Here is a 21,462-nt window from a genome sequence, read left to right as displayed (position 1 = left end):
GGAATGAAAGAATAAATAGTGCACAATATACCGAGCTATAAATTGTATATTGTGCACTATTTTTGTTTAAAATTAAAAACACCATTGACAGATTAAACGAATTATACTATATTGTGAATATGGAACGGGTTCCACATAGACAAAAAGGACAGACAAAACAGTAAAGGTGGTGGCGGGAATGTTGGAATTTGACAGAGGGGGGTATGAATGCATCTGCATATTTGCCCGGAGAACCAGTGAATCAGAGGGATGGATTTGTCTGGAAGGCCCCAGCGGGAAGGAACAGCAGATTCACATGGAGCAGGACTGGTACCGCCGGGTACTGCTTGCATTGCCGGAGGAAGGTATATACCGCATCAGTCAGGAGGGGGTATGTATTGTCCAATTATATTTAAGCGGCGGGCAGGACCTTGGAGAGCGGGGGGTCAGGTTTCTTGACACGGAAGACGGGACACAGACAGACCTGGCAGAATGGTATGACTCCCCTTACAGGGAACAGTATCATTTCGCTCCCTTCATGAACTGGGTAAATGACCCCAACGGGCTCTGCTGGTTTAAGGGATATTATCATTTGTTTTACCAGTCCAATCCCTTTGGCCAGGAATGGAATGATATGTACTGGGGACATGCGGTGAGCAGGGATTTAGTCCGCTGGACCCATATGCCCCATGTACTGGAGCCTCAGCCGTCCCTGTGGAGGGACCGGAAGCGCAAAGGCGGTGCTTTCTCGGGAAGCGCCCAGGTATCGGGAGACAGGATGTATATCTGCCTGACCCGGCACGACGGTCCGCTGGAGGATGGAGAGGATACCAGGGAATGGCAGACAGAGGCTGTCTGCGTGGACGGCATCCATGTGGAGGAGGAATGCCCCTGCATCGCGGAGAAACCAGCCGGCGTGTCCTTTGATTTCAGGGACCCCAAGATACAGAATATGGAAGGGAAGGACTATATGGTACTGGGGGCTGCCCTGGAGGGGGTGCCGTCCATTCTGCTCTACGGCAGGGAGAATGGAACATGGCTCTACAAGGGGCCGCTGCTGCAGGAATATGAACCGGGCATAAGGACCTTTGAGTGTCCTGATTTCTTTGAGCTGGACGGAAAACATGTGGCGGCCGGGGCATGGATGTGCCACCGGGACCGGGAAGGCCGGTATCAGATGACACGGTGTTATATCGGAACTTTTGATGGCCGGAAGTTTCAGGCGGAGAGTCAGCAATGGTATGATTTCGGAAGCAATTTTTATGCGGCCCAGACCTTTGAACACAATGGCAGAAGGATTGCAGTGGGGTGGATATCTGATTTTTACGGTGAACACAGGCTGAGGCCGGGAGGGGCGTATGGGAGTTTTTCCCTGCCAAGGGAGCTGCACATCAGGAACAGCCGGCTGTATCAGGAGCCGGTCAGGGAATGTTACGGGCTGGCAAAGGAAAGGATACTGGAAATCAGGAATCAGAACCAGGTGAAGGGGATGGATATACCGGGCAATTCATTTCTTGTTAAGATATGGGTGAAGGGAGAACAGGATTTCCGGGTGATTGCTGCCAGGGAAGGGAAGGATACGCTCTCTCTGGTGCGTAGGAATGGAATTACGGGCCTGGTGTCCACCAGGAAGGAAGTGGAAGGAATCCATTTTCCGTCTGATATAAGGAATGTCCGTTATGCGGAATTGTTTGTGGACCGCAGAGTCACGGAAGTGTATCTGAATCATGGGGAATCCGCAGGAACCAAGCTGTTTTACCAGGAGGGCAGCACAGGATATCTGGAAGCCGAGTTTGAGGAGGGCGGACTGGAGAGACTGGAAGTATGGACCATGGAATCCATATGGAATCATAAAGCATGAAGAGAGGGAGATTATATATGAAGAATAAGAAATTGGCATGTGTTGCATTGGCAGGGGTTATGGCTGTATCTGTACTGGGCGGCTGCGGCGGTTCCAAATCCGGAGGAGGCAGGACAAACAGCGACGGCACAAAGGTGGTGACAATCTGGAGTCCAACGGATGAACCGGCCATTGAGGAATGGTGGGCTGAAAAAATCAATGCATTTAACGAGGAGCATAAGGGAGCAATCCAGCTTAAAAGGGAGGCCATTGTGCGTGCGGACTCCTATGCTTATGAGGATAAGATTAATGCGGCAGTGACATCCAATGACCTGCCGGACATTCTCTATGTGGACGGTCCCAACATCTCCAATTATGCGGCGGACGGCATCATTGTTCCCATTGACGACTGCTTTACGCAGGAGGATTTGGATGATTTTGTGGAATCCATTAAAATTCAGGGTACATACGACGGAAAGCTGTATGCCATGGGAGCGACGGAGAGCTCCGTGGCGCTGTTTTACAATAAAGACATGACGGATGCAGCAGGCATTGCCATGCCTGATAAGATGGAGGATGCCCTTACCTGGTCTGAGTTTGGGGAGATTGCAGAGAAGCTGACAACTGCAGAGGTGGCAGGCACCAACATCATCATGGACAAGGGCGAGGGACTGCCCTATGTGCTGGAGCAGTTCTGGATATCCAATGGCACGGATTTTGTCAGCGAGGACGGCGCGAAGGCGGACGGATATGTGAACAGTGAAAAGGGAATCCAGGCAGCCGGTTTCCTCAACAGCCTGATTCAGAACGGTTATGCCAATGTGGACCCCATGAAGCAGGAATTCCACAACGGAAAATGCGCCACCATGCTGGGAGGCTCCTGGGAAGTGGCAACACTGGAACAGTCATTCCCGGATATGAACTGGGGCGTTACCTATTTTCCTGTGGCTGACAACGGAGGCATCAACGCTTCCCCCACAGGAGACTGGGCAGCCTGCATCACAAAGAATGGGGACCGGGAAGCGGCCGGCGACGTTATATCCTATCTGATGAATAAAGAAAACGTGACCTCCTATGCGCAGGCCATAGCCAAGCTGCCAACCAGGGCTTCCAGCTATGACACACTTACGGAGTACAATGAATATCCGCGTTCCCTTTTTAAAGAGCAGTCTTTGAATACAGGTCATCCAAGGCCGAGGACACCGGGATATACGGTCCTGTCCCCAGGATTTTCCGAGGCAATGATGAACATATTTACAGGTGCGGACGTAAAGGAATCGCTGGACCAGCTGGCGGCTGATTTTGATTCCAATTACCAGAAGAACTATGCAGAGTAATGGATGGGGGATGACATCCCCCTCCCTCTAAGGGGAAAGGAGGCATATCATGAAGTATGGTACAAAGAGCAAGGTCCATGAAAGACATGCAGCGTTCCTGTTTGTCCTTCCGGCAGTGGTGCTCCTGGCAGCATTCCTTATACTGCCGGCCATATCCACTGTGCGCTATGCATTTACGGATTACAATATTCTGAGGCCGGACAAAATTAAATTCTGCGGACTGGATAATTTTGCGGACCTTTTCGGGGACCGGGATTTCAGAAAGTCCCTTGTGAATACAATTTATTTCACGGTTGTGGTGGTTCCCTTCCAGTGTGCCCTGGCTCTTTTGCTGGCAATGCTGATTTCATCCAGAAGAAAGGGGGTATCCATTTTCCGGGCCGCCTATTTCAGCCCTAACATTACATCCATGGTAGTGGTGGCCATTCTGTGGAGCGTACTATATAACCCCAATCCAAGCACCGGACTTCTGAATGCATTTCTTACAAAACTGGGATTTGGCGCCTGCGGATTCCTGACAGACCCAAAGACGGCCATGAACTCCATTATCTTTATGTCCGCCTGGCAGGCGGCAGGATACCAGATGATGATTTTCCTGGCAGGCCTTCAGGCCATTCCGGGGGACCAGTATGAGGCTGCATCCATTGACGGGGCAGGGGCGTGGCAGAAGTTTTTATACGTGACCCTGCCGGGACTCAAAAACGTTATCAAATATGTGGTGATGATAACCATGATTCAGGCGATGAAGCTGTTTACACAGCCATATGTCATGACCCAGGGCGGACCCCAGAATTCTACCAGAACCCTGGTGTATTATATCTACGAGCAGGGATTCCAGAGTCGGAATTTCGGGTATGCCTGCAGCGTGGCCACGGTTTTTTTCATCATTGTGGTAACCATGTCTCTGATGTTAAAGCGCATCATCAAGGCGGATTAAGGAGGGATAATCATGGGAAAAAAAGAGAAAGATACCCTGAAGCGAATCTTGTTTTACGGCGGAAATACAATTGTGGCCCTGATTTTTGTGTCGCCCCTCCTATGGATGATAGCGGCATCCTTAAAGCCTGAGGCACGGATTTTTTCGGATATGAGCACCATTAAGACGTTCTGGCCCACACCAGCCACCCTGGGCAACTATATTGAGGTATTTACCAGGGTCAATATGCTTAAATTCATCCTGAACAGCCTGTTCTATGTATTTATCATTGTAATTTTGGATTTGGCCGTGAATTCCGTCTGCGGGTATGCTCTGGCAAAGTTCGATTTTCCGGGAAAGGAACTCCTTCTTACGGTGGTCATCAGCCTTATGGTGCTGCCCATGGAGGCCATCATGCTGCCGCTGTATAAGGAAGTGGCAAGTCTGGGCTGGGTGAACACCTGGGCAGGACTCATCATTCCCTTTGTGGGAAAATGCTTTTCCATCTATATGTTCCGCCAGTTCTTCATAGATATACCCGACGACTTACTGGAGGCAGCAGCCATTGACGGGTGCGGTCCTGTTAAAACATTTTTCACCATTGTCATGCCGATTTCAGGCACCGTATATGCCACTATCTTTATTCTGGATTTTGTGGCGCATTGGAATGACTTTATGTGGCCCATGCTGGTGGTGACAGGGGAAGATATGAGGACCATACAGCTGGCCATACAGACCTTTTTTGGTTCAAAGCCCATTCATTACGGCGCTATCATGGCGTCTCTGACCATATCAGCCATTCCCATGCTGCTGATGTTTCTATTTCTGCAAAAATATTATGTGGAGGGAATCGCGTCCACCGGAATCAAAGGATAGGTTTCCAGTTTTTCCCTAATGGCTTACCAAAAATTATGTGTTATTATAGTTTTGTAACAGAAATGTAATAATTATGTAACACATAAGGAGGTAACCATGAGAAAGATATCTATTTACACATTGTCCGCAGCTGCAGCCATGCTTATATCCACAGCAATGCCGGTGACATCACTGGCGGCCGTATCTACATATCAGATTCCCTTTTCCAATGGAAGCGCATACGTGATTGGAGTGGGAGGCCAGAACTGTATTCCGGACAACTGGGGCCAGAATGGAAACTGGGGCCAGAACAACAACTGGGGCCAGAACAATAACGGGAACCAGAACAATGGCTGGGGCGCAGGCCCCGTGCTGCCGGATAACAGCCTGCCCCAGGTTACGCCGCCGGATTTTGTTTTCCCAACACCCGAGCTGCCGGACAACTCACTGCCGGACAGCCCGGACAACATGCTGCCGGACAGACCGGACAACTCACTGCCAGGCGAATCTGACAATCCGGGTACGGCTCCCGAAACTCCGGGTGATACAGTTCCCGGCAAGCCGGATAATGGCGGCAGCCAGGATGCATTTGCAGACGCAGTGGCAGAGCTGGTAAATGCAGAGCGCGCAAAGGCCGGTCTCAGCCCCCTGTCCGTCCATGAAGGCGTGGCAGAAGCGGCAAACACCAGGGCCCGCGAAATCAAGAGTACATTTTCACATACCAGACCGGACGGCAGCAATTTCAGCACAATCCTGACACAGGCAGGCATCAGCTACAGAAACGTTGGTGAGAATATTGCCTATGGCCAGAATTCACCTGAGGCTGTTATGCAGAGCTGGATGAACAGCTCAGGCCACAGGGCCAACATCCTGAACAAGGATTTTACTTCCATCGGAGTAGGACATTATCAGGATGCCAGCGGAACGGATTATTGGACACAGCTGTTTATAAAATAATGGTGTGAGTGAAGGAAAACGGAAAGAGACAGTATGAAATAGCTGATAGCCATTTCATGCTGTCTCTTACATTTGTGTTCTATCTGACGCAGGAATCTCCTGCCAGTGTTTCTACGGCATCATACCCTGCATTGAATGCCTTTGCATTGGCTTCATTGAAGCGGGATTTGCCTTTTTTCTCAAACATGTGGTTCATGGCTGCAATGGCGGCCTCCTTGGTGAAGTCTCCCATGAGCCTGACGATTGCGCCTGTCATGACAATATTTGCGCCCTTGGGATTGTTTAATTCCGTGGAAATCCTTGTGGCCGGAACCCTTACATAAGTCACATCCGTCCTGGCATTGCCGGGAATTTCCACCAGGTCGCCAATCACCACTACGCCCCCCGGAGCTACCAGGGGAAGGAATTTGTGGAGGGACGGATTATTCATAGCCAGAAGCAGGTCGGGCTGTTCCTGGGATGGGTTGTAGATGGTGTTCTCGCAGTATTTTACGGTGCAGTTGGCTGTGCCGCCCCGCATGGCGGAGCCATAGGAGGGAACCCATGTGACATTGATGCCTTCTGTGGCGGCAATATCAGAGATAATTAGTCCGGCTGTCAACACGCCCTGGCCGCCGGAGCCTGCAAATACAATTTCCTTCATGTTTAATGCACCTCTCTTTTCTTGAATTCACCTAATGGATAGTAGGGAATTAACTCATTTTCAATGCGCTCCATTGCCTTTACCGGAGAGAGTCCCCAGTTGACGGGACAGGGGGAAAGCACTTCGATGACGGAATAGCCCTCATGGTTCATCTGGGCCTTAAGTCCGTTTTTGATATAACCCTTCAGCTGGTTGATTTTGGCTGGGCTGGTGACGGTTCCTCTGGCAGCATAGGCGGAGCCGGGGAATTCCCTGGCAACCATCTCCGGGAAACGAAGGGGATAACCGGTAACGCTGCAGTCGCGGCCATGGACGCTGGTGGAGGTTTTCTGCCCCTCCATGGTGGTGAGGCTCATCTGGCCGCCGGTCATGCCGAAATTGGTGTTGTTTACAACAATGACCGTGATGTTTTCATTCCGGTAAGCGGCGTTGAAGGTCTCGGCGATTCCTATGTTATATGCGTCGCCGTCACCCTGGTAGGAGACAACCAGCACATCCGGATTAACCCGTTTCATGCCCGTTGCCACGGCGCCGGCGCGGCCGTGGGAGCAGTGGAGGCGGTCGCATTCAAGGCCTGCCCCCAGGTTGGAGGAACACCCCACTCCGATGGGGAATATGATATTGTCATTTTGTTCCAGTTCGTCCAGGCATTCCATAATCAGCCTGCTGATGATTCCGTGACCGCATCCGGGACAGAAGTCCATTGGTTTATCTACCAGAACGGGAACCTTTTTTTCTTTCTTGGAAGCTGACATATTAATATACCTCCTTTTTACTGCCTGATTTTACTTCAAAATAGTCTTTTTTGATATTCCGTATTGTAGGTGTGCCAAACACATAGGTAAGGGCATATGCCGGTACATTGCGTTCCTTCAGCGCCTTTTTGGTGTATAGGGCAGCGTCATCCACCAGCTGGCCCGTTGCATTGGCTTCCACAGTGATGATTCCCTTGACCTCAGGATTGATTTTGCGGAACGCCTTTTCCGGGAATGGCCATACTGTAATGGGACGGATGATTCCCACCTTCTCTCCCTGGGCCCGCAGCTCGCGGACAGCTCCCAGGGTGCTGCGGCCCGGAACACCGTATGATACGAAAACATAATCCGCATCCTCCAGTCCCTCATCTTCCCAGCGCTGCTCATTTTCTTTGATGGTGTTGTACTTTTCCACCAGCTCCACGGCTTCCTTCATGGAGTCACGTTGGAATATGCCGATTTTCTTATATGTATAATGTCCGTTTAAAGCCCAGGGAGTCCGCTCTGCCTCCACGAAATCGGGAAGGGTAACCGGTTCCATCATTTGTCCCAGAGTAGCTTCGCCCATCATGACGGATACCACCCGGTACTTTTCTGCCAGCTCATAAGCAGGACGCATCAGGTCCACAAATTCCTGTACGGAAGCAGGGGCAAATACCAGACAGCGGTAATCACCGTGGCCGCCGCCTCTTGTCTCGCGGTTATAGTCGCACTGGGCTGAAAGCAGGGTTCCAAGCCCGTTTCCGTAGCGTACCTGGGTGATAACCACAGCGGACAGGCCCTCGTCGGACAGTGTGGATACACCTTCCTGCTTCAGAGAAATGCCTGGCCCGGAAGATGCCGTCAGAGCCCTGACTCCGGATGCTGCTGCGCCGATTACCATGTTGATGCCTGCAAGTTCGCTTTCAGCCTGCACGAAACTGCCGCCTACCTCAGGAAGACGCCAGGATAAGTATTCCATGATTTCGCTGGACGGCGTAATGGGATAACCTGCATAGAATTTCACTCCAGCCCTGATGGCTGCCTCTGCAATGGCTTCATTGCCTTTCATCATCTCTGCCATGAATCATTCAACCTCCCCTTCTGTTTCACCTAATATGTGGAATACGCCGTCCGGACATGTGGTATAGCACATTCCGCAGGCTATGCACGCCTGGTCGTCCACCTGGACGGGGTAATAACCGTTGGCATTCAGGGTATCACATTTGCTGATAGCCTGTTTTGGACAGTGGTGAATACATAATCCACATTCCTTGCAGCGGTCTTTATTTACTTTGACCTTCATAAATAATCCTCCTGTCAATACTTATTGTTGTTCTGCTGTATAGAACAATGTTCCGTTACATGGAATTATATATCCGCTGCTTTACAAATGTCAAGCAGAGGATGTTTGATTTTTACACAAAATTAAAATTGAAAATATGTTAATAATGCACAACCGGTAGGGGCCGGTTGTTGGGAAGTCATGCCGCGGCCGGGCCGCGGGCTGTTGCGGACAACGTGTTTATCCTTGACACTCTGAAAAAAATGGTATTTAATTACTACTATACAGAAGAACAGCAATACTCACAGGTTTGTGGCTGTGATACAGGAGGGGACGAGAAATGGCTGATACGATTCAGGCGTTGGACCGGGCATTGGAATTATTGATTTATCTGAACAGACAGGGGAAGGAAGTGGGTATTACCCAGATTGCTTCTGATATGGGAGTATATAAAAGCACGGTGCACCGTACATTATCCACGCTGGAGTCAAGGGGGTTTGTCAGCAGGAATCCTGAGACAGAGAAATACTGGCTGGGCAGCCAGCTGTTTGTATTGGGAAAGAGCGTGGAAAATAAGATGGGTATTCAGGAGGTCATCCGGCCCTATGCCCACAGACTGCACCAGAGATTCCATGAGGTGGTGAATGTATCCATCCTGGAGCATAATCCAGGTGATGTGTATCACAGCGTTATCATATTGAAGGAGATGAGCGACCAGCAGCTGCTGACGGTTAATCCGCCGGTGGGGTCCCTCAGCGAGTGCCATTGCTCTGCAGTGGGTAAATGCCTTTTGGCCTTTGGCGACCATATTGACCTAACCCCTTATGAGGGGCGGGAACTGACCCGTTATACGGTGAATACCATAACTTCTCTGGAGGAGCTGAGGGAGGAGATTGATAAGGTCCGGCGCAGGGGATATGCCATGGACCATGAGGAACAGGAATTGGGACTGACCTGCATTGGCGCCCCCATACTTGACAGGAGCAAAAAGGCCATTGCAGCCATCAGCCTATCCGGGCCTACCAGCCGCATGAATTCCTCTGACATAGAAGACAGGATAGAGGCTGTATGCAATGCTGCCCGGGATATTTCCGGAAATTTTTAGGAATATCTACAGGGACTGTCCGGGAGGGGCAAAAGGAAAAAGTTAAAATGCACAAAAAATATTTGACAACAGATTAAAGCTATGCTATTATGCTGACTATAACCATTGCTGTATGTGATTAAATACAGGAAAGGGAAAGGAACAAGATATGTTTCCTTTCTTTTTTACCTCTTTTACAGAACGGTGTTCCGTACAATAGAACAACAAATAAACCACCAGACGGAAAGAGGGGATATTTTTTATGAAACTATTAATCATCAATCCTGGAGGGACATCCACGAAAATTGCTGTATTCGAGGATGAGGAGCAGATACTGAAACGGAACATCACCCATACCCAGGAAGAGTTAAGCGCCTTTAAGCATGTATTTGACCAGTTCGGCTATAGAAAGAAACTGATACTGGAAGCCCTTGAGGAGGAAGGCATTGATATCCGCCAGCTGTCAGGGGTGGCAGGAAGGGGAGGTCTTATGAATCCCATACCCGGCGGAACCTATAGGGTCAATGAGCGGATGCTGGAGGACCTGAGACGTGCAGTCCACGGTGAGCATCCTTCCAATCTGGGGTCGGCCCTGGCCAAGAGCATTGGGGATGAGGTTGGTGTTCCGTCCTTTGTAGTGGACCCGGTGTCCGTGGATGAACTGATGCCTAAGGCCAGGATTTCCGGCATCGCTGAATTGGAGCGTCCCAGCTGGTTCCATGCGCTGAACCATAAGGCGGTAGCCAGATGGGCGGCAGAGCGTATCGGAAAACAATACGAGGAATGCAGTCTGATTATAGCGCATCTGGGTTCCGGCAATTCCATTGCGGCCCATAAAAATGGACGGATGATAGACGGAAGCGGAGGCAGAACCAATGGTCCTTTTTCACCGGAACGCAGCGGCGGACTTCCCACATATCCGCTGGTGGAGCTGTGTTATTCAGGAAAATATACCTATGAAGAGATGGTGGCTAAAATCAGCAGTACCGGAGGCATGTATGACTACCTGGGCACCAAGGATGCCGGGGAAGTGGAACAGCGGATGAGGCAGGGAGATGGGAAGGCGAAATTGGTCTATGAGGCATTTGTGTACATGGTTGCAAAGGAAATTTGTTCCTATGCCGCTGTGTTTGAGGGAAAGGTGGACTGCATTGTACTTACCGGCGGGATTGCCCATTCGCAGTATGTGGTGGATGAAATCAGCCGCATGACAGGCTTCCTGGCCCCGGTGGAAGTGGTGGCAGGGGAATTTGAGATGACAGCCCTTGCTCTTGGGGCCTTAAGGGTGCTCAGGGGAGAAGAGGCGCCCAGGGAATATGAATGAGCTGGCCATATGAGAGGAAGAGGGTGTATTCATTGATTAAGGAGCAGAAAGAAAAGAAACTGCCCGGAGCAGGCATGTCCTTCATGGTGTTTGGGGCTGCTATTGCAGTATTGCTGGCAGGCGTGGTCATACTGGACTATGACATACATATAGTGCTGCTGTGCGCCCTGGCCGTGGTGTGCATGGCGTCAGCGGCTTTGGGATACAGTTTCCCTGATTTGGTGGACTGCATGAAAAAGTCCCTGGGCCAGGCCCTGGCGGCCATGATTATATTCTTGTTTATCGGTATTATTATCAGCTCGCTGATATTTTCCGGGACAGTGCCGGCGCTGATTTATTACGGACTGCAGTATATCATTCCCAATTATTTTCTGCCTATCGGCCTGCTCCTTTGCAGCCTTACTTCAATTTCCATCGGTACATCATGGGGGACGGTGGGCACCATGGGGCTGGCTATGATGGGAATTGGGGCAGGAATGGGGATTCCGGCCCCGCTGACAGCTGGAATGGTGATTTCCGGGGCATTTTTCGGCGATAAGATGTCCTCTATTTCAGACAGTACCAATCTGGCTCCGGCTGCAGCAGGAACAACTCTGTATGCCCATATAGGCGCCATGTGGAAGACCACATTTCCTTCCTATATCATTACGTTAGTGATATTTACCATCCTGGGACTTTCCTACCACGGTGCAAATTTCAGCATGGATACCGTGAACCTGTTCCTGGACGCCATCGGAGGGAGGTTCCGCATCAGCCCTCTGGTACTGGTACCCATGGCGGTCCTTCTGGTGCTTAACCTGATGAAATTTCCGGCTGTTCCCAGTATGGCCATCGGTACGGTGCTGGCAGTTATGGTGGCGGTATTTTACCAGGGATATCCTCTCAGGGAGGTAATGGAAGGATTAAACTACGGTTATGTGGAACCAACCGGGGTGGAGCTGGTGGATAAGCTGCTGCTAAGAGGCGGGATACAGAGCATGATGTATACATTTTCCTTGTCCTGCATTGCCATTGCGTTCGGAGGCGTCATGGAGCATGTGGGATACCTGCCACAGATTGTAAAGGTCATCATAAAGAAGGTTAAGAGCGACCGTATGATGGTACCGGTGGTCATTGCCAGCACCACCTTCGGTACGTTGACCATGGGGGAGGTATTCCTGTCCATCGTGGTGAACGGAAGCCTCTACAAGGAAGCCTTTAAGGAGAGGGGGCTTCGTCCGGAAATGCTTTCCCGCCTCCTGGAAGAGGGCGGCACACTGACACAGGTGTTTATTCCCTGGTCAACCAGCGGCGTGTTTATTCTGTCCACACTTGGAGTAGGCGTGTCCCAGTATTGGAAATACGCTGTATTAAATTATGTAAATCCGATTTTGTCCATTGTACTGGCCATGTTCGGTGTCTATGTGTTGCGGGAAGGTGAGGAGAATAAAAAAGGAATCTGCCACAGATTGGCCCACAGCCATAAATTAAGTTAGATGTTATGGAAGATATGAGGAGAATCAAATCATGATAAAGAATTTTAAGGAATTACAGGAAAGGGTCCGGTCCGGGAAACCATTGGTGGTAAGCGTGGCCCAGGCGGCTGACCAGGAACTGCTTTTATCGGTAAAGGCTGCGGCAGACCATGGCTTCATCCGCCCTGTTCTTACGGGAAATAAAGAAAAGATTGCAGAGATATGCGGTCATATCGGACTGTGTCCCCTGGAAATATTGCAGGCGGATACAGAGGAGGAGGCAGTGGAAAAGGCTGTCAGGGAAGTACATGATGGAAAGGCTCAGGTACTGATGAAGGGGCTTGTGAATACCAGCATCTACATGAGGGGAATCCTGAACAGAGAGTGGGGGCTGCGTACCGGACGCCTTCTGTCCATGATGGCTGTCTATGAGGCGCCTAATTACCATAAGCTGCTGTTTTGTTCTGACAGCGGAATCAATGTGGCTCCCGGCCTGGAACAGAAGAAGGATATCCTTAAGAACCTGCTGTATGCAGTGGACAACATGGGAATCCACAACCCTAAGGTGGCGGTTCTCACAGCCAATGAGATGGTGGATTCAAAGGTGGTATCCACCACGGACGCGGCAGGGTTAGTGGAGGCAGCCATGAATGAGGAAGGCTTTCTTCCGTGTATCATAGAAGGTCCTATTGCATTTGATGTGGCATTTGACCCTAAAGCAGCGGCCCATAAAAAGATTGACAGCAAAATTACAGGGGACGTGGATTTGGTGGTGTTTCCCAATATAGAAGCCGGCAACATCATGGGGAAGTCATGGATACATCTCTGCCGCAGCCCATGGGCCGGAATCGTGCTGGGAGCTTCCAATCCGGTAATACTGGGGTCACGTTCAGATACAGCGGAAATCAAACTGAACTCCATTGCATTGGCCTGCCTGGCAGCCCAATCAGGAAGATAACAGGAAATGAATTATGAACCGCTGCATGGGCAGCGTAGAGGAGGGTTTTATGTCTAATTCAAAGGTCTCAATCACCGGCAGGCAGCTTTTGATTGTGTTTTTCATGGGTCTTGCATTTGCGGTTGTATATGCAACGCCTTTTGTACAGTATGTATTTTACGATGACCTGGCAGGCGCGCTCCATGCCAGTAATACGCAGCTTGGTCTTCTGATTGCCATATTCGGCATAGGTAACCTGCTGGCGCCTTTTGGAGGAGCGCTGAGCGATAAGTTTAACACGAAAAAGGTCTATCTTTTGGGCATGTTTATTACGTGCGCCCTGAATTTCCTGCTGGCCATGAACATGAGCTATGGGTTTGCCATCTTTATCTGGGCCGGGCTGGCTGTTGCAGGTCTGATTCTCTATTTTCCGGCTCATACGAAGCTGGTGCGTCTGGTGGGAGATGAGGAAAGCCAGGGTACCATATTCGGCTTTACGGAGTCGGCCTGCGGTCTGGCAAGCGTAATCATCAACTTCATTGCACTGGGACTTTACGCCAGGGTGGCTGTTGGAGCCATGGGCGGTGTGGCAGGACTGAAGGCAGTCATTATAAGCTATGGCGCGGTGGGACTCATAGCTACCATTGCCCTGGTGTTCCTGCTGCCTGACCCTGAGAAAGCGGGAACCGCCGGGGATGGCGCAGCCGGCAGGGACCTTGGTGACGGCATGGCGGAATCAAAGCTATCCCTGAAGGAATGGATGGGAGTATTTAAAGACCCGCGCACCTGGTTTGCGGGCATTGCAGTATTTGCAACCTATTCCACATACCAGACCCTGTCCTACTTTACCCCATATTTTACCAATGTATTGGGAGCCACTGTGGTGGGGTCAGGCGCCATTGCCATCATCAGGACCTACGGAATCCGTATTGTTGGGGCTCCTTTGGGCGGGTACATGGGGGACCGGATTCATTCCGTGTCATCCGTCATAGCCACTGTGCTGTCCTGCGGTGCAGTCATCACCCTGATTTTCATGTTCATGCCTGCAGGAGTTCCCTCAGTGCTCCTTACTGTTATGACGCTGGTGATTGGATTCATGGTACATATTGCCAGAGGCGCCATGTTTGCAGTGCCCTCTGAAGTAAAAATCCCCCGGCGTTATGCAGCCTCCACGGCAGGCGTTGTATGCGCCATCGGATTCTGCCCTGATTTGTTTCAGGCGGCCATGTATGGCCATTGGCTGGATACCTGCGGAAATGCAGGATATACCAGAATATTTATCTATATCATTGTGATTATGGCAGTAGGGGTTATCAACGGCGTGGCAACCGTGGTTTATAAGAAAAAATATGTTGCCACAGGACGGGTTCCGGTGGAGGGCCAAAGCCAGGGCTGATTAATATCCCAAAAGCCGGGAAGGCGTTGTAAGACAGCGGTCGCGAAGCTGGTTTACAGCGCCTTCTGTTTTTGTGTCATGAGCCTCCCTGAGGGACAAGGGTCCGCACTTCACATAGGGACCGCAGGACCCGGCCTTTTTCCGGACATAGAATGAAGGCCCAAAGAAAAAATAAGAATTGCATCAAATGGCAGGATATGGTAGCGTTATAATTGGGTCCGTGCCTTTGTATAAGAAGCATACGGTCAGGGGAAACTCAATTAGATGGATTGTCCTTTTAAGAGACATGAATCAGCATGACGGAAGGATAAAATAGGAAAAGCTTCAAAGAACAGACAAAACATAACAGAACATAAACTATGGAAAGAGAGGAAAAGACAATGAGCAAAGCATATGACCAGCTACGAACATACATGGATAAAGCCATGGCCATCAAGACAGCCATGACATTGTTCGAGTGGGACAACGAGACGCTGGCGCCTAAGGAGGCAGGAGAGCTGACATCCAAGGTGATTGGAGTGCTGTCAGGAGAGTATTTTCAGGCAGTGACCTGCAGCGGGATGAAAGAGCTGCTGGATAAATGCAGCGGGGACAAGGAGCTGACAGAGGCGGAGGCTGCCAATGTCAGGGAACTGCTAAAGGAGCGGGAACAGATATGTCCCATACCTCAGGAGGAATACCAGGAATTTGCCCGCCTCACAGCCAGGGCAACCAGTGTTTGGGCCAAGGCAAAAAAGGACCGGGATTTTGAAGCATTTGCCCCTACCCTTAAAAAGGTAATTGAGTTTCAGAAGAAGTTCGCAGGCTACAGGGCAAAGGATGGCAGGAAGCTGTATGATGTGATGCTGGATGACTATGAAAATGGATTTTCCATGGAGAATCTGGACCGGTTTTTCAGCATCCTGAAAAAGGAACTGGTGCCGTTTCTCAAAAAGGTGATGGAGGAGGGAAAGAAAATAGATGATTCCTTCCTGACAGGCAGCTACCCGGAGGAGAAGCAGGAGGAGCTGGGGCGGTTTCTGGCGGAATATGTGGGATTTGACTTTGACCGGGGCGTCATGGCAGTCAGCGCCCATCCATTTACAACCAATCTGCACAATAAGGATGTGCGCATTACCACCCATTACACTGACAGCGTGGACAGCTCCCTGTTTTCCGTTATCCATGAGGCAGGCCATGCCATCTATGAGCTGGGTATCCGTGACGACCTGACACTGACGCCCGTTGGACAGGGAGCCAGCATGGGCATGCACGAATCCCAGTCACGTTTTTTTGAGAACATCATTGGGCGCAGCCGTTCCTTCTGGGAGCCTGTGTACGCCAGGGTGCAGGAGATGTTCCCGGAACAGCTGGGGAAGGCGGACCTGGACCAGTTTGTGGAGGCAGTCAACAAAGTCACGCCCGGATTAATCCGCACGGAAGCAGATGAACTGAGCTACAGCCTTCATGTACTGATTCGGTATGAAATTGAAAAAATGCTGATAGAGGAAGATTTGGACGTGGAAAAACTGCCTGAGATATGGGCTGATAAATACGAGGAATATCTGGGGGTACGCCCGGAGAATCCGGCAGAGGGAGTGCTTCAGGACATCCACTGGTCCCAGGGGTCCTTTGGATATTTTCCGTCCTATGCATTGGGAAGCGCTTTCGGCGCCCAGCTGTACTATCATATGAAGGAAATCATGGATTTTGACGGCCTGCTGAAGGAAGGAAAGGTGGATGTAATTCGTGATTATCTGAGAGAACACATCCATCAGTACGGAAAATTGAAGGACAGCCGCCGGATACTGAAGGACGTGACCGGGGAAGATTTCAATCCGGAGTACTATGTCAGGTATCTGAAAGAAAAATACTCCGGTATATACGGGCTGTAGAATGCATACAGCCTGCAGCAGATAAACTGCCCGGTTACACCATATAGGCCAGTCAAAAACATTCCAGCGCCTCATTGATAAGGCCGATTTCATGGATTCCCTTTTGAAGGCAGAAGCGGATGACCAAATCATAGACGCTGGAACCGGACAGCCTGCTTGTAATACCGCAGTTTTTCTGGTAGAATGACTCTGAGTAAGTAATACCAACAACAAAGGAGAACGGATATGTCTGACTGCAGAAAATATGTGGACTACATAATGGAACAGACCCAGAAGCTACTGGCCATTGACAGCCCTTCCGGCTATGGCAGGAAAGTGACCGGGTACCTGTTAAAGGAACTGGAGGCATTGGGGGTACCGGCTCACCGTACTGAAAAGGGAGGCGTGATTGCTGATTTCGGCGGGAAGAACAAGGCGGACGGAATTCTGCTGGAGGCCCACTGCGACACCCTGGGCGGCATGGTTACCCAGATTAAGGACAACGGAAGGCTGAAGCTGACTAATATAGGAGGCATGAAACCGGCTAATGCCGAGACTGAGAATGTGCGGATTGTCACCAAAGCGGACGGAATCTATGAGGGAACCTGTCAGCTGGCGGACGCCTCCGTACATGTAAACGGCAGCTATGAGAAGACAGAGCGCACCTGGGATACGGTGGAGGTGCTGATTGATGAGGATGTGAAGTGCAGGGAGGACGCTGTTAAGCTGGGCATCATGCCGGGAGATTATGTGTGTTTTGAGCCCCGGACCAGGATTACCCCATCCGGTTACATCAAGAGCCGCTTCCTGGATGACAAGCTGTCCGCCGCCATTTTAATGGGATATGCAAAATATCTTAGGGATGAGGCAGTGACCCCTGAACGCCGGGTCTATGCCCACTTTACCATCTATGAAGAGGTGGGCCACGGCGGTTCCTCCTCAGTTCCGGACGGTGTAACCGAAGCATGGTCCGTGGACATGGGCTGCGTGGGAGAGGGTCTTCAGTGCACGGAGCGCCAGGTGTCCATCTGTGCAAAGGACAGCGGAGGACCTTACAATTATGACATTGTATGCCGCCTTGTGGAACTGGCAAAGGAGCATGGAATCAGCTATGCCGTGGACGTATACCCCCATTACGGCTCCGACGTAGAGACTACCCTGAAAGCAGGTTACGATGTACGCCACGCCCTCATTGGTCCCGGAGTTTACGCATCCCATGGCTATGAGAGAAGCCATAAGGAAGGCGCAGAGAATACCTTCAGACTGATTCAGGCATATATCGGGTAAGTCTGGGAAAATATCATATAATAACCTAAATATCGCCCGCCGGCATTAGAACGGTGCGGCGATATTTTTTGTGCGGCAAAATCCCTGAAACATAGGGCTGTCCCCGGATTCATATATTAGTTGTAAGGGGATTACCCTGATACGGGAAGGAGGGATTGGATTTTGTGAATAAACGCATCATATGGGCGGCCCTCACCGGGCTTATGGTGCCTTATGTAGGAACCCTTGCATGGACAGGCACAATCCGGGGAGAGGAGCTGCGCTATGAGCAGCAGAAGGAGGTGTCCGGCAGGCGCAGGATTCTTTTGGACCGGACCAACGGCTCCTATTATATGGATATGGAGGAATACCTGCCGGGAGTCATTGCCAGGCAGATGCCGGTGGAGTACGAGCCGGAAGCACTGAAGGCACAGGCCATCATTGCCAGGACATACATATGCAGGCAGATGGAAGGCTTGGGGGACGGGGAAGAGATAGCAGAATCCGCCCTGGACATGGATTATCTGGAGGCGGACCAGCTGAAAAAGCTGTGGGGGTCCAGCCGGTTTCCGGGTTACTACAAAAAACTGGAGGATGCGGTTAAGGCCACGTCCGGCATTGTCATGACCTACGAGGGTAAATGCATTGACCCCATGTACTGCAGGGCCACGGCCGGAATGACCAGACAGGGGGATTTTACCCATCCGTATCTTCAGACTGTGGACTGCCCCGGGGATGTGGAGGCAGAGGGATACATGCAGATGCTCTCCTTTTCCAGAGATTCGTTTACGGCGGCCATCAACAGCATTCCGGCCGGGGAATCCGGCTCCAGGACCATTGAAGCCTCCCAGGTGCCGGACACCATACAGATTGTGTCCAGGGATGAAGCCGGGTATGTGGATGACGTCCAGATTGGCAATGCAGGATACACAGGCGAGGAGGTGCAGTACGCTCTGGGCCTGGCTTCCTCCTGTTTTGTGCTGGAGCCGTATGAGGACGGCATCAGGGCGGTGGTGAAGGGCATCGGGCACGGCTACGGGCTGAGTCAGGCCACTGCCAATGAGAAAGCAAAGGAGGGATGGAAGGCCGAAGATATCCTTGGATATTTTTATAAAAATATTGCTTTCATTTCTGAATAAGTAGCCTTGGTTTGGTAAGAATAGTACCGAGGTGATAAACGTGAAAGAGAAAGTAAACCAGATGTTCAAGGATAAGCTGTTTCTTGTCATGCTAGTGTTAGGCCTGCTGACTATAGTAGCCGCAGCAGGAGTGATTACCGTACAAAGAGGAAAAGGTAATGAGACAAATCCATACCTTGAAGTGCCCCAGCCAGAAATGATTGCCCAGGAGACAGCACCGGAAATGCCCCAGGTGGCAGGTGCCTCTGATGCGGCAAAAGAGACACAGAAGAGTGAACCGGCTCCCACCCAGGCAGCGGTTGCCCAGAATGCCAACCAGGGAAATGACCTGGCGGCGGAAGCAGGCGCAGGCAGGGATGCAGCTGATGCACTGGTACTCAATTTTACAGATACCAGTAAGATGGTGTGGCCTGTAAAGGGAAATGTACTTCTGGACTACAGCATGGACCAGACCATTTATTTCCCCACCCTGGACCAGTACAAATGCAATCCCGGCCTTGTGATTCAGTCCGATGTCAGCACACCGGTGGAAGCCCCGGCCAATGCCAGAATCCTGGAAGTGGGTTCCAATGAGGAAATCGGAAATTATGTTGTCATGGACCTGGGCAACGAGTACACAGCAACCTGCGGCCAGCTGAAGGAAGTCTGCGCGGCAGAGGGCGAGTACCTTAAAAAGGGACAGACCCTGGGCTACGTGTCCGAGCCTACCAAGTATTATTCCGTGGAAGGCGTCAATGTATTCTTTGAGCTGAAGCACCAGGATAAGACGGTGGACCCTCTGGATTATATGGAATAGGGTTCATAAAAGTATGGTCAAAACGTAAATATCAGGAAGAGATTCCGGAAGAGCAGAAAGCAGAGCCATGTTTTCTGCCCTTCTTTTTTTACATAAAACAGGGAAAAAACTGCCTGACAACATGAAAATACCATGCCGGAATGAAAGTACACCCCGGAAAAACATGAAAGTATTCCTCCTGCATTGATTGCAAATTGACTAAAAACAGCTGTATAATGTATGATTGGGTTGTACAAAATGAACATGCAAAAACAGAGTGTATAGGAGGATTATGATGAATAAGAGATTGATTGCGCTTTTAACCTGTGCGGCCATGTCCGCGTCAGCCATGACAGGCTGCGGCTCTTCAAATACAGGAGCGTCCGGTGAGGGAAATACGGCTGCATCAGGGGACAGCAGCCAAAAGGTTACCATAAAGGTGCTGGATAATTACGGAGGAATGGTGGAAGAAATGATTTCCGTATATGAAGAGCTTAACCCGGACGTCAACATTGAATATGAATATGTGCCCTCCGATTCCTACTATTCTAAATTTACAGCGCTGAATGTGGCAAATGAGCTGCCGGACGTGGTCATGACCAACTCCCAGTTCATTGGGGACCAGGTGCAGAGCGGCCTGCTGGTGGACCTGACCAGTGCAGTGGAAAACGGACAGAATTATGAGAAGGACGCAAACTGGGGAGAGACAATCAATCCGACCCTGCTGAGCAACTGCAAGGCCACCCTTAAGGCAATCGGCTCCGACTACGCGGACAAGCTGTACGGTGTGCCATTTACCATGACCACTGTGGCTGTTATCTATGACAAGAACGTATATAAGGAACTGGGACTGAGTGTTCCCGCTACATGGGAGGAATTTGAGAAAAACTGCGAGGCCATAAAAGCAGCCGGAAAGATTCCCGTATCCATGCAGCAGCAGAACATGGACTGGTGGCCGCGAATCTTCTGGGACCAGTACTGCCGTGAGGAGCTGGATGCCAATCCCAATGCCTTTGAGGACGGTTCCATGACCTTCTCATCTGAGAGCGTCAGGAAGGGCCTTGAAAAATTTAAATATATGTGGGACCAGGGGTGGTTCCCGGAATCCGGCCTTACGGGCAACCGGGAGACCATGCAGCAGCTCTTTGTACAGAAGGAGCTGGTTCAGGTCATGCTTCAGCCAAACTATCTTTCCTATCTGACTGAGAACGTGCCGGAGGGAGTGGAGCTGGCTTCCTATGCCCTGCCGGGAGTGGAGGGAAAGCCTGCCAGATGCCTGGGCGGTTCCAGCAGTATCTGGGCAGTGACCAATTCCTCCAAACACCAGGAGGAAGCCATTGAGTTCGTGAAGTTCATGACGTCCAAGACTGCATTTTCAGAGGATTATGCGAAATTCATCAACCCCGGACTTACCAACTTTGAGCTGACCAGCGACAACGAGGCCATGCAGGGATACATTGACGCAGGTAAAAATGGCTTTATTCCTGATATCTATGTGCCGGTGAACATAACAACGGAAATCCAGAACACATTCCTGACAGACCTGGAGCCCAATTACCTGTTAGGCACCTACGACATAGATTATGTGACGGACCAGCTGAACCAGCTCTATGAGGAGACCTATCTGTCCAACCTGAACTGATGCCGGGCGTCGTGACAGGCAGCATCATCAGACATGTTTCAGAAAT

The 21,462-nt window shown here is 50.7% G+C and carries 19 protein-coding genes; 15 read left to right on the top strand and 4 right to left on the bottom strand.

Annotated elements, in window-relative coordinates:
* The first annotated feature begins 178 nt into the window (after window positions 1-178).
* The 5 genes from I2H39_RS17985 (at window position 179) to I2H39_RS17965 (ending at window position 5,884) form a co-directional block, all read left to right on the top strand.
* The gene (locus tag I2H39_RS17985; RefSeq protein WP_195627204.1) at window positions 179-1,840 is read left to right on the top strand and encodes a glycoside hydrolase family 32 protein; all 1,662 of its coding nucleotides are present in this window, start codon (window positions 179-181) and stop codon (window positions 1,838-1,840) included.
* Between the two features lie 17 nt (window positions 1,841-1,857).
* Window positions 1,858-3,156 carry a sugar ABC transporter substrate-binding protein gene (locus tag I2H39_RS17980; RefSeq protein ID WP_195627203.1) on the top strand — a complete coding sequence of 433 codons (1,299 nt, stop codon included), beginning with the start codon at window positions 1,858-1,860 and terminating at the stop codon, window positions 3,154-3,156.
* 49 nt (window positions 3,157-3,205) lie between these two features.
* Window positions 3,206-4,093, top strand: coding sequence for a sugar ABC transporter permease (locus I2H39_RS17975; protein ID WP_195627202.1), 888 nt, complete (start codon window positions 3,206-3,208; stop codon window positions 4,091-4,093).
* A gap of 12 nt (window positions 4,094-4,105) precedes the next feature.
* The gene (locus I2H39_RS17970; RefSeq protein WP_195627201.1) at window positions 4,106-4,948 is read left to right on the top strand and encodes a carbohydrate ABC transporter permease; all 843 of its coding nucleotides are present in this window, start codon (window positions 4,106-4,108) and stop codon (window positions 4,946-4,948) included.
* A 96-nt stretch (window positions 4,949-5,044) separates the two neighbouring features.
* On the top strand, window positions 5,045-5,884 hold the full coding sequence (locus I2H39_RS17965; protein WP_195627200.1) for a CAP domain-containing protein: 840 nt from the start codon (window positions 5,045-5,047) through the stop codon (window positions 5,882-5,884).
* Window positions 5,885-5,963: 79 nt separating this feature from the next.
* Here I2H39_RS17965 and I2H39_RS17960 read toward each other — a convergent pair whose 3' ends face one another.
* Genes I2H39_RS17960 through I2H39_RS17945 form a run of 4 tightly spaced genes read right to left on the bottom strand, consistent with a single transcriptional unit; the run spans window position 5,964 to window position 8,567 of the window.
* Window positions 5,964-6,527, bottom strand: a complete 564-nt coding sequence (locus I2H39_RS17960) for a 2-oxoacid:acceptor oxidoreductase family protein (protein WP_138309542.1) — start codon at window positions 6,525-6,527, stop codon at window positions 5,964-5,966.
* 2 nt (window positions 6,528-6,529) lie between these two features.
* The gene (locus tag I2H39_RS17955; RefSeq protein WP_195627199.1) at window positions 6,530-7,282 is read right to left on the bottom strand and encodes a thiamine pyrophosphate-dependent enzyme; all 753 of its coding nucleotides are present in this window, start codon (window positions 7,280-7,282) and stop codon (window positions 6,530-6,532) included.
* 1 nt (window position 7,283) lies between these two features.
* Window positions 7,284-8,345, bottom strand: a complete 1,062-nt coding sequence (locus I2H39_RS17950) for a 3-methyl-2-oxobutanoate dehydrogenase subunit beta (RefSeq protein WP_138309540.1) — start codon at window positions 8,343-8,345, stop codon at window positions 7,284-7,286.
* 3 nt (window positions 8,346-8,348) lie between these two features.
* Window positions 8,349-8,567, bottom strand: a complete 219-nt coding sequence (locus I2H39_RS17945; RefSeq protein ID WP_195627198.1) for a 4Fe-4S binding protein — start codon at window positions 8,565-8,567, stop codon at window positions 8,349-8,351.
* 319 nt (window positions 8,568-8,886) lie between these two features.
* On the opposite strand from I2H39_RS17945, the gene I2H39_RS17940 reads away from it, so the two are divergent.
* The 10 genes from I2H39_RS17940 to I2H39_RS17895 all read left to right on the top strand — a co-directional run bounded on the left by I2H39_RS17940 (window position 8,887) and on the right by I2H39_RS17895 (window position 21,416).
* Window positions 8,887-9,651 (top strand): IclR family transcriptional regulator, encoded by a 765-nt coding sequence (locus I2H39_RS17940; protein ID WP_195627197.1) that lies wholly within the window; start codon window positions 8,887-8,889, stop codon window positions 9,649-9,651.
* Between the two features lie 241 nt (window positions 9,652-9,892).
* Window positions 9,893-10,954 (top strand): butyrate kinase, encoded by a 1,062-nt coding sequence (gene buk / locus I2H39_RS17935; RefSeq protein ID WP_138309537.1) that lies wholly within the window; start codon window positions 9,893-9,895, stop codon window positions 10,952-10,954.
* Window positions 10,951-12,429, top strand: a complete 1,479-nt coding sequence (gene nhaC, locus I2H39_RS17930) for a Na+/H+ antiporter NhaC (protein ID WP_240305295.1) — start codon at window positions 10,951-10,953, stop codon at window positions 12,427-12,429. The genes buk and nhaC overlap by 4 nt, the downstream gene beginning before the upstream one ends.
* Window positions 12,430-12,460: 31 nt before the next feature.
* The gene (locus tag I2H39_RS17925) at window positions 12,461-13,366 is read left to right on the top strand and encodes a phosphate acyltransferase (protein ID WP_138309535.1); all 906 of its coding nucleotides are present in this window, start codon (window positions 12,461-12,463) and stop codon (window positions 13,364-13,366) included.
* Window positions 13,367-13,415: 49 nt separating this feature from the next.
* Window positions 13,416-14,741, top strand: a complete 1,326-nt coding sequence (locus I2H39_RS17920) for an MFS transporter (RefSeq protein ID WP_195627196.1) — start codon at window positions 13,416-13,418, stop codon at window positions 14,739-14,741.
* 380 nt (window positions 14,742-15,121) lie between these two features.
* Window positions 15,122-16,615 (top strand): carboxypeptidase M32, encoded by a 1,494-nt coding sequence (locus tag I2H39_RS17915; RefSeq protein WP_195627195.1) that lies wholly within the window; start codon window positions 15,122-15,124, stop codon window positions 16,613-16,615.
* A 225-nt stretch (window positions 16,616-16,840) separates the two neighbouring features.
* Window positions 16,841-17,881, top strand: a complete 1,041-nt coding sequence (locus tag I2H39_RS17910) for a M42 family metallopeptidase (RefSeq protein ID WP_195627194.1) — start codon at window positions 16,841-16,843, stop codon at window positions 17,879-17,881.
* Window positions 17,882-18,045: 164 nt separating this feature from the next.
* The gene (locus I2H39_RS17905) at window positions 18,046-18,999 is read left to right on the top strand and encodes a SpoIID/LytB domain-containing protein (RefSeq protein WP_195627193.1); all 954 of its coding nucleotides are present in this window, start codon (window positions 18,046-18,048) and stop codon (window positions 18,997-18,999) included.
* A gap of 40 nt (window positions 19,000-19,039) precedes the next feature.
* A complete protein-coding gene (locus I2H39_RS17900; RefSeq protein WP_138309529.1) occupies window positions 19,040-19,795 on the top strand; it encodes a M23 family metallopeptidase in 756 nt (251 codons plus the stop codon).
* A gap of 271 nt (window positions 19,796-20,066) precedes the next feature.
* The gene (locus tag I2H39_RS17895; protein WP_227146479.1) at window positions 20,067-21,416 is read left to right on the top strand and encodes an ABC transporter substrate-binding protein; all 1,350 of its coding nucleotides are present in this window, start codon (window positions 20,067-20,069) and stop codon (window positions 21,414-21,416) included.
* Window positions 21,417-21,462 lie beyond the last annotated feature (46 nt).

It is taken from the genome of Clostridium sp. 1001283B150225_161107_B6 (assembly GCF_015556325.1).
In the GTDB taxonomy this organism is placed as follows: Bacteria; Bacillota; Clostridia; order Lachnospirales; family Lachnospiraceae; genus Enterocloster.
The sequence above is the reverse complement of the archived record's forward strand: the minus strand, read 5'-3'. Positions and strand labels throughout refer to the sequence as shown.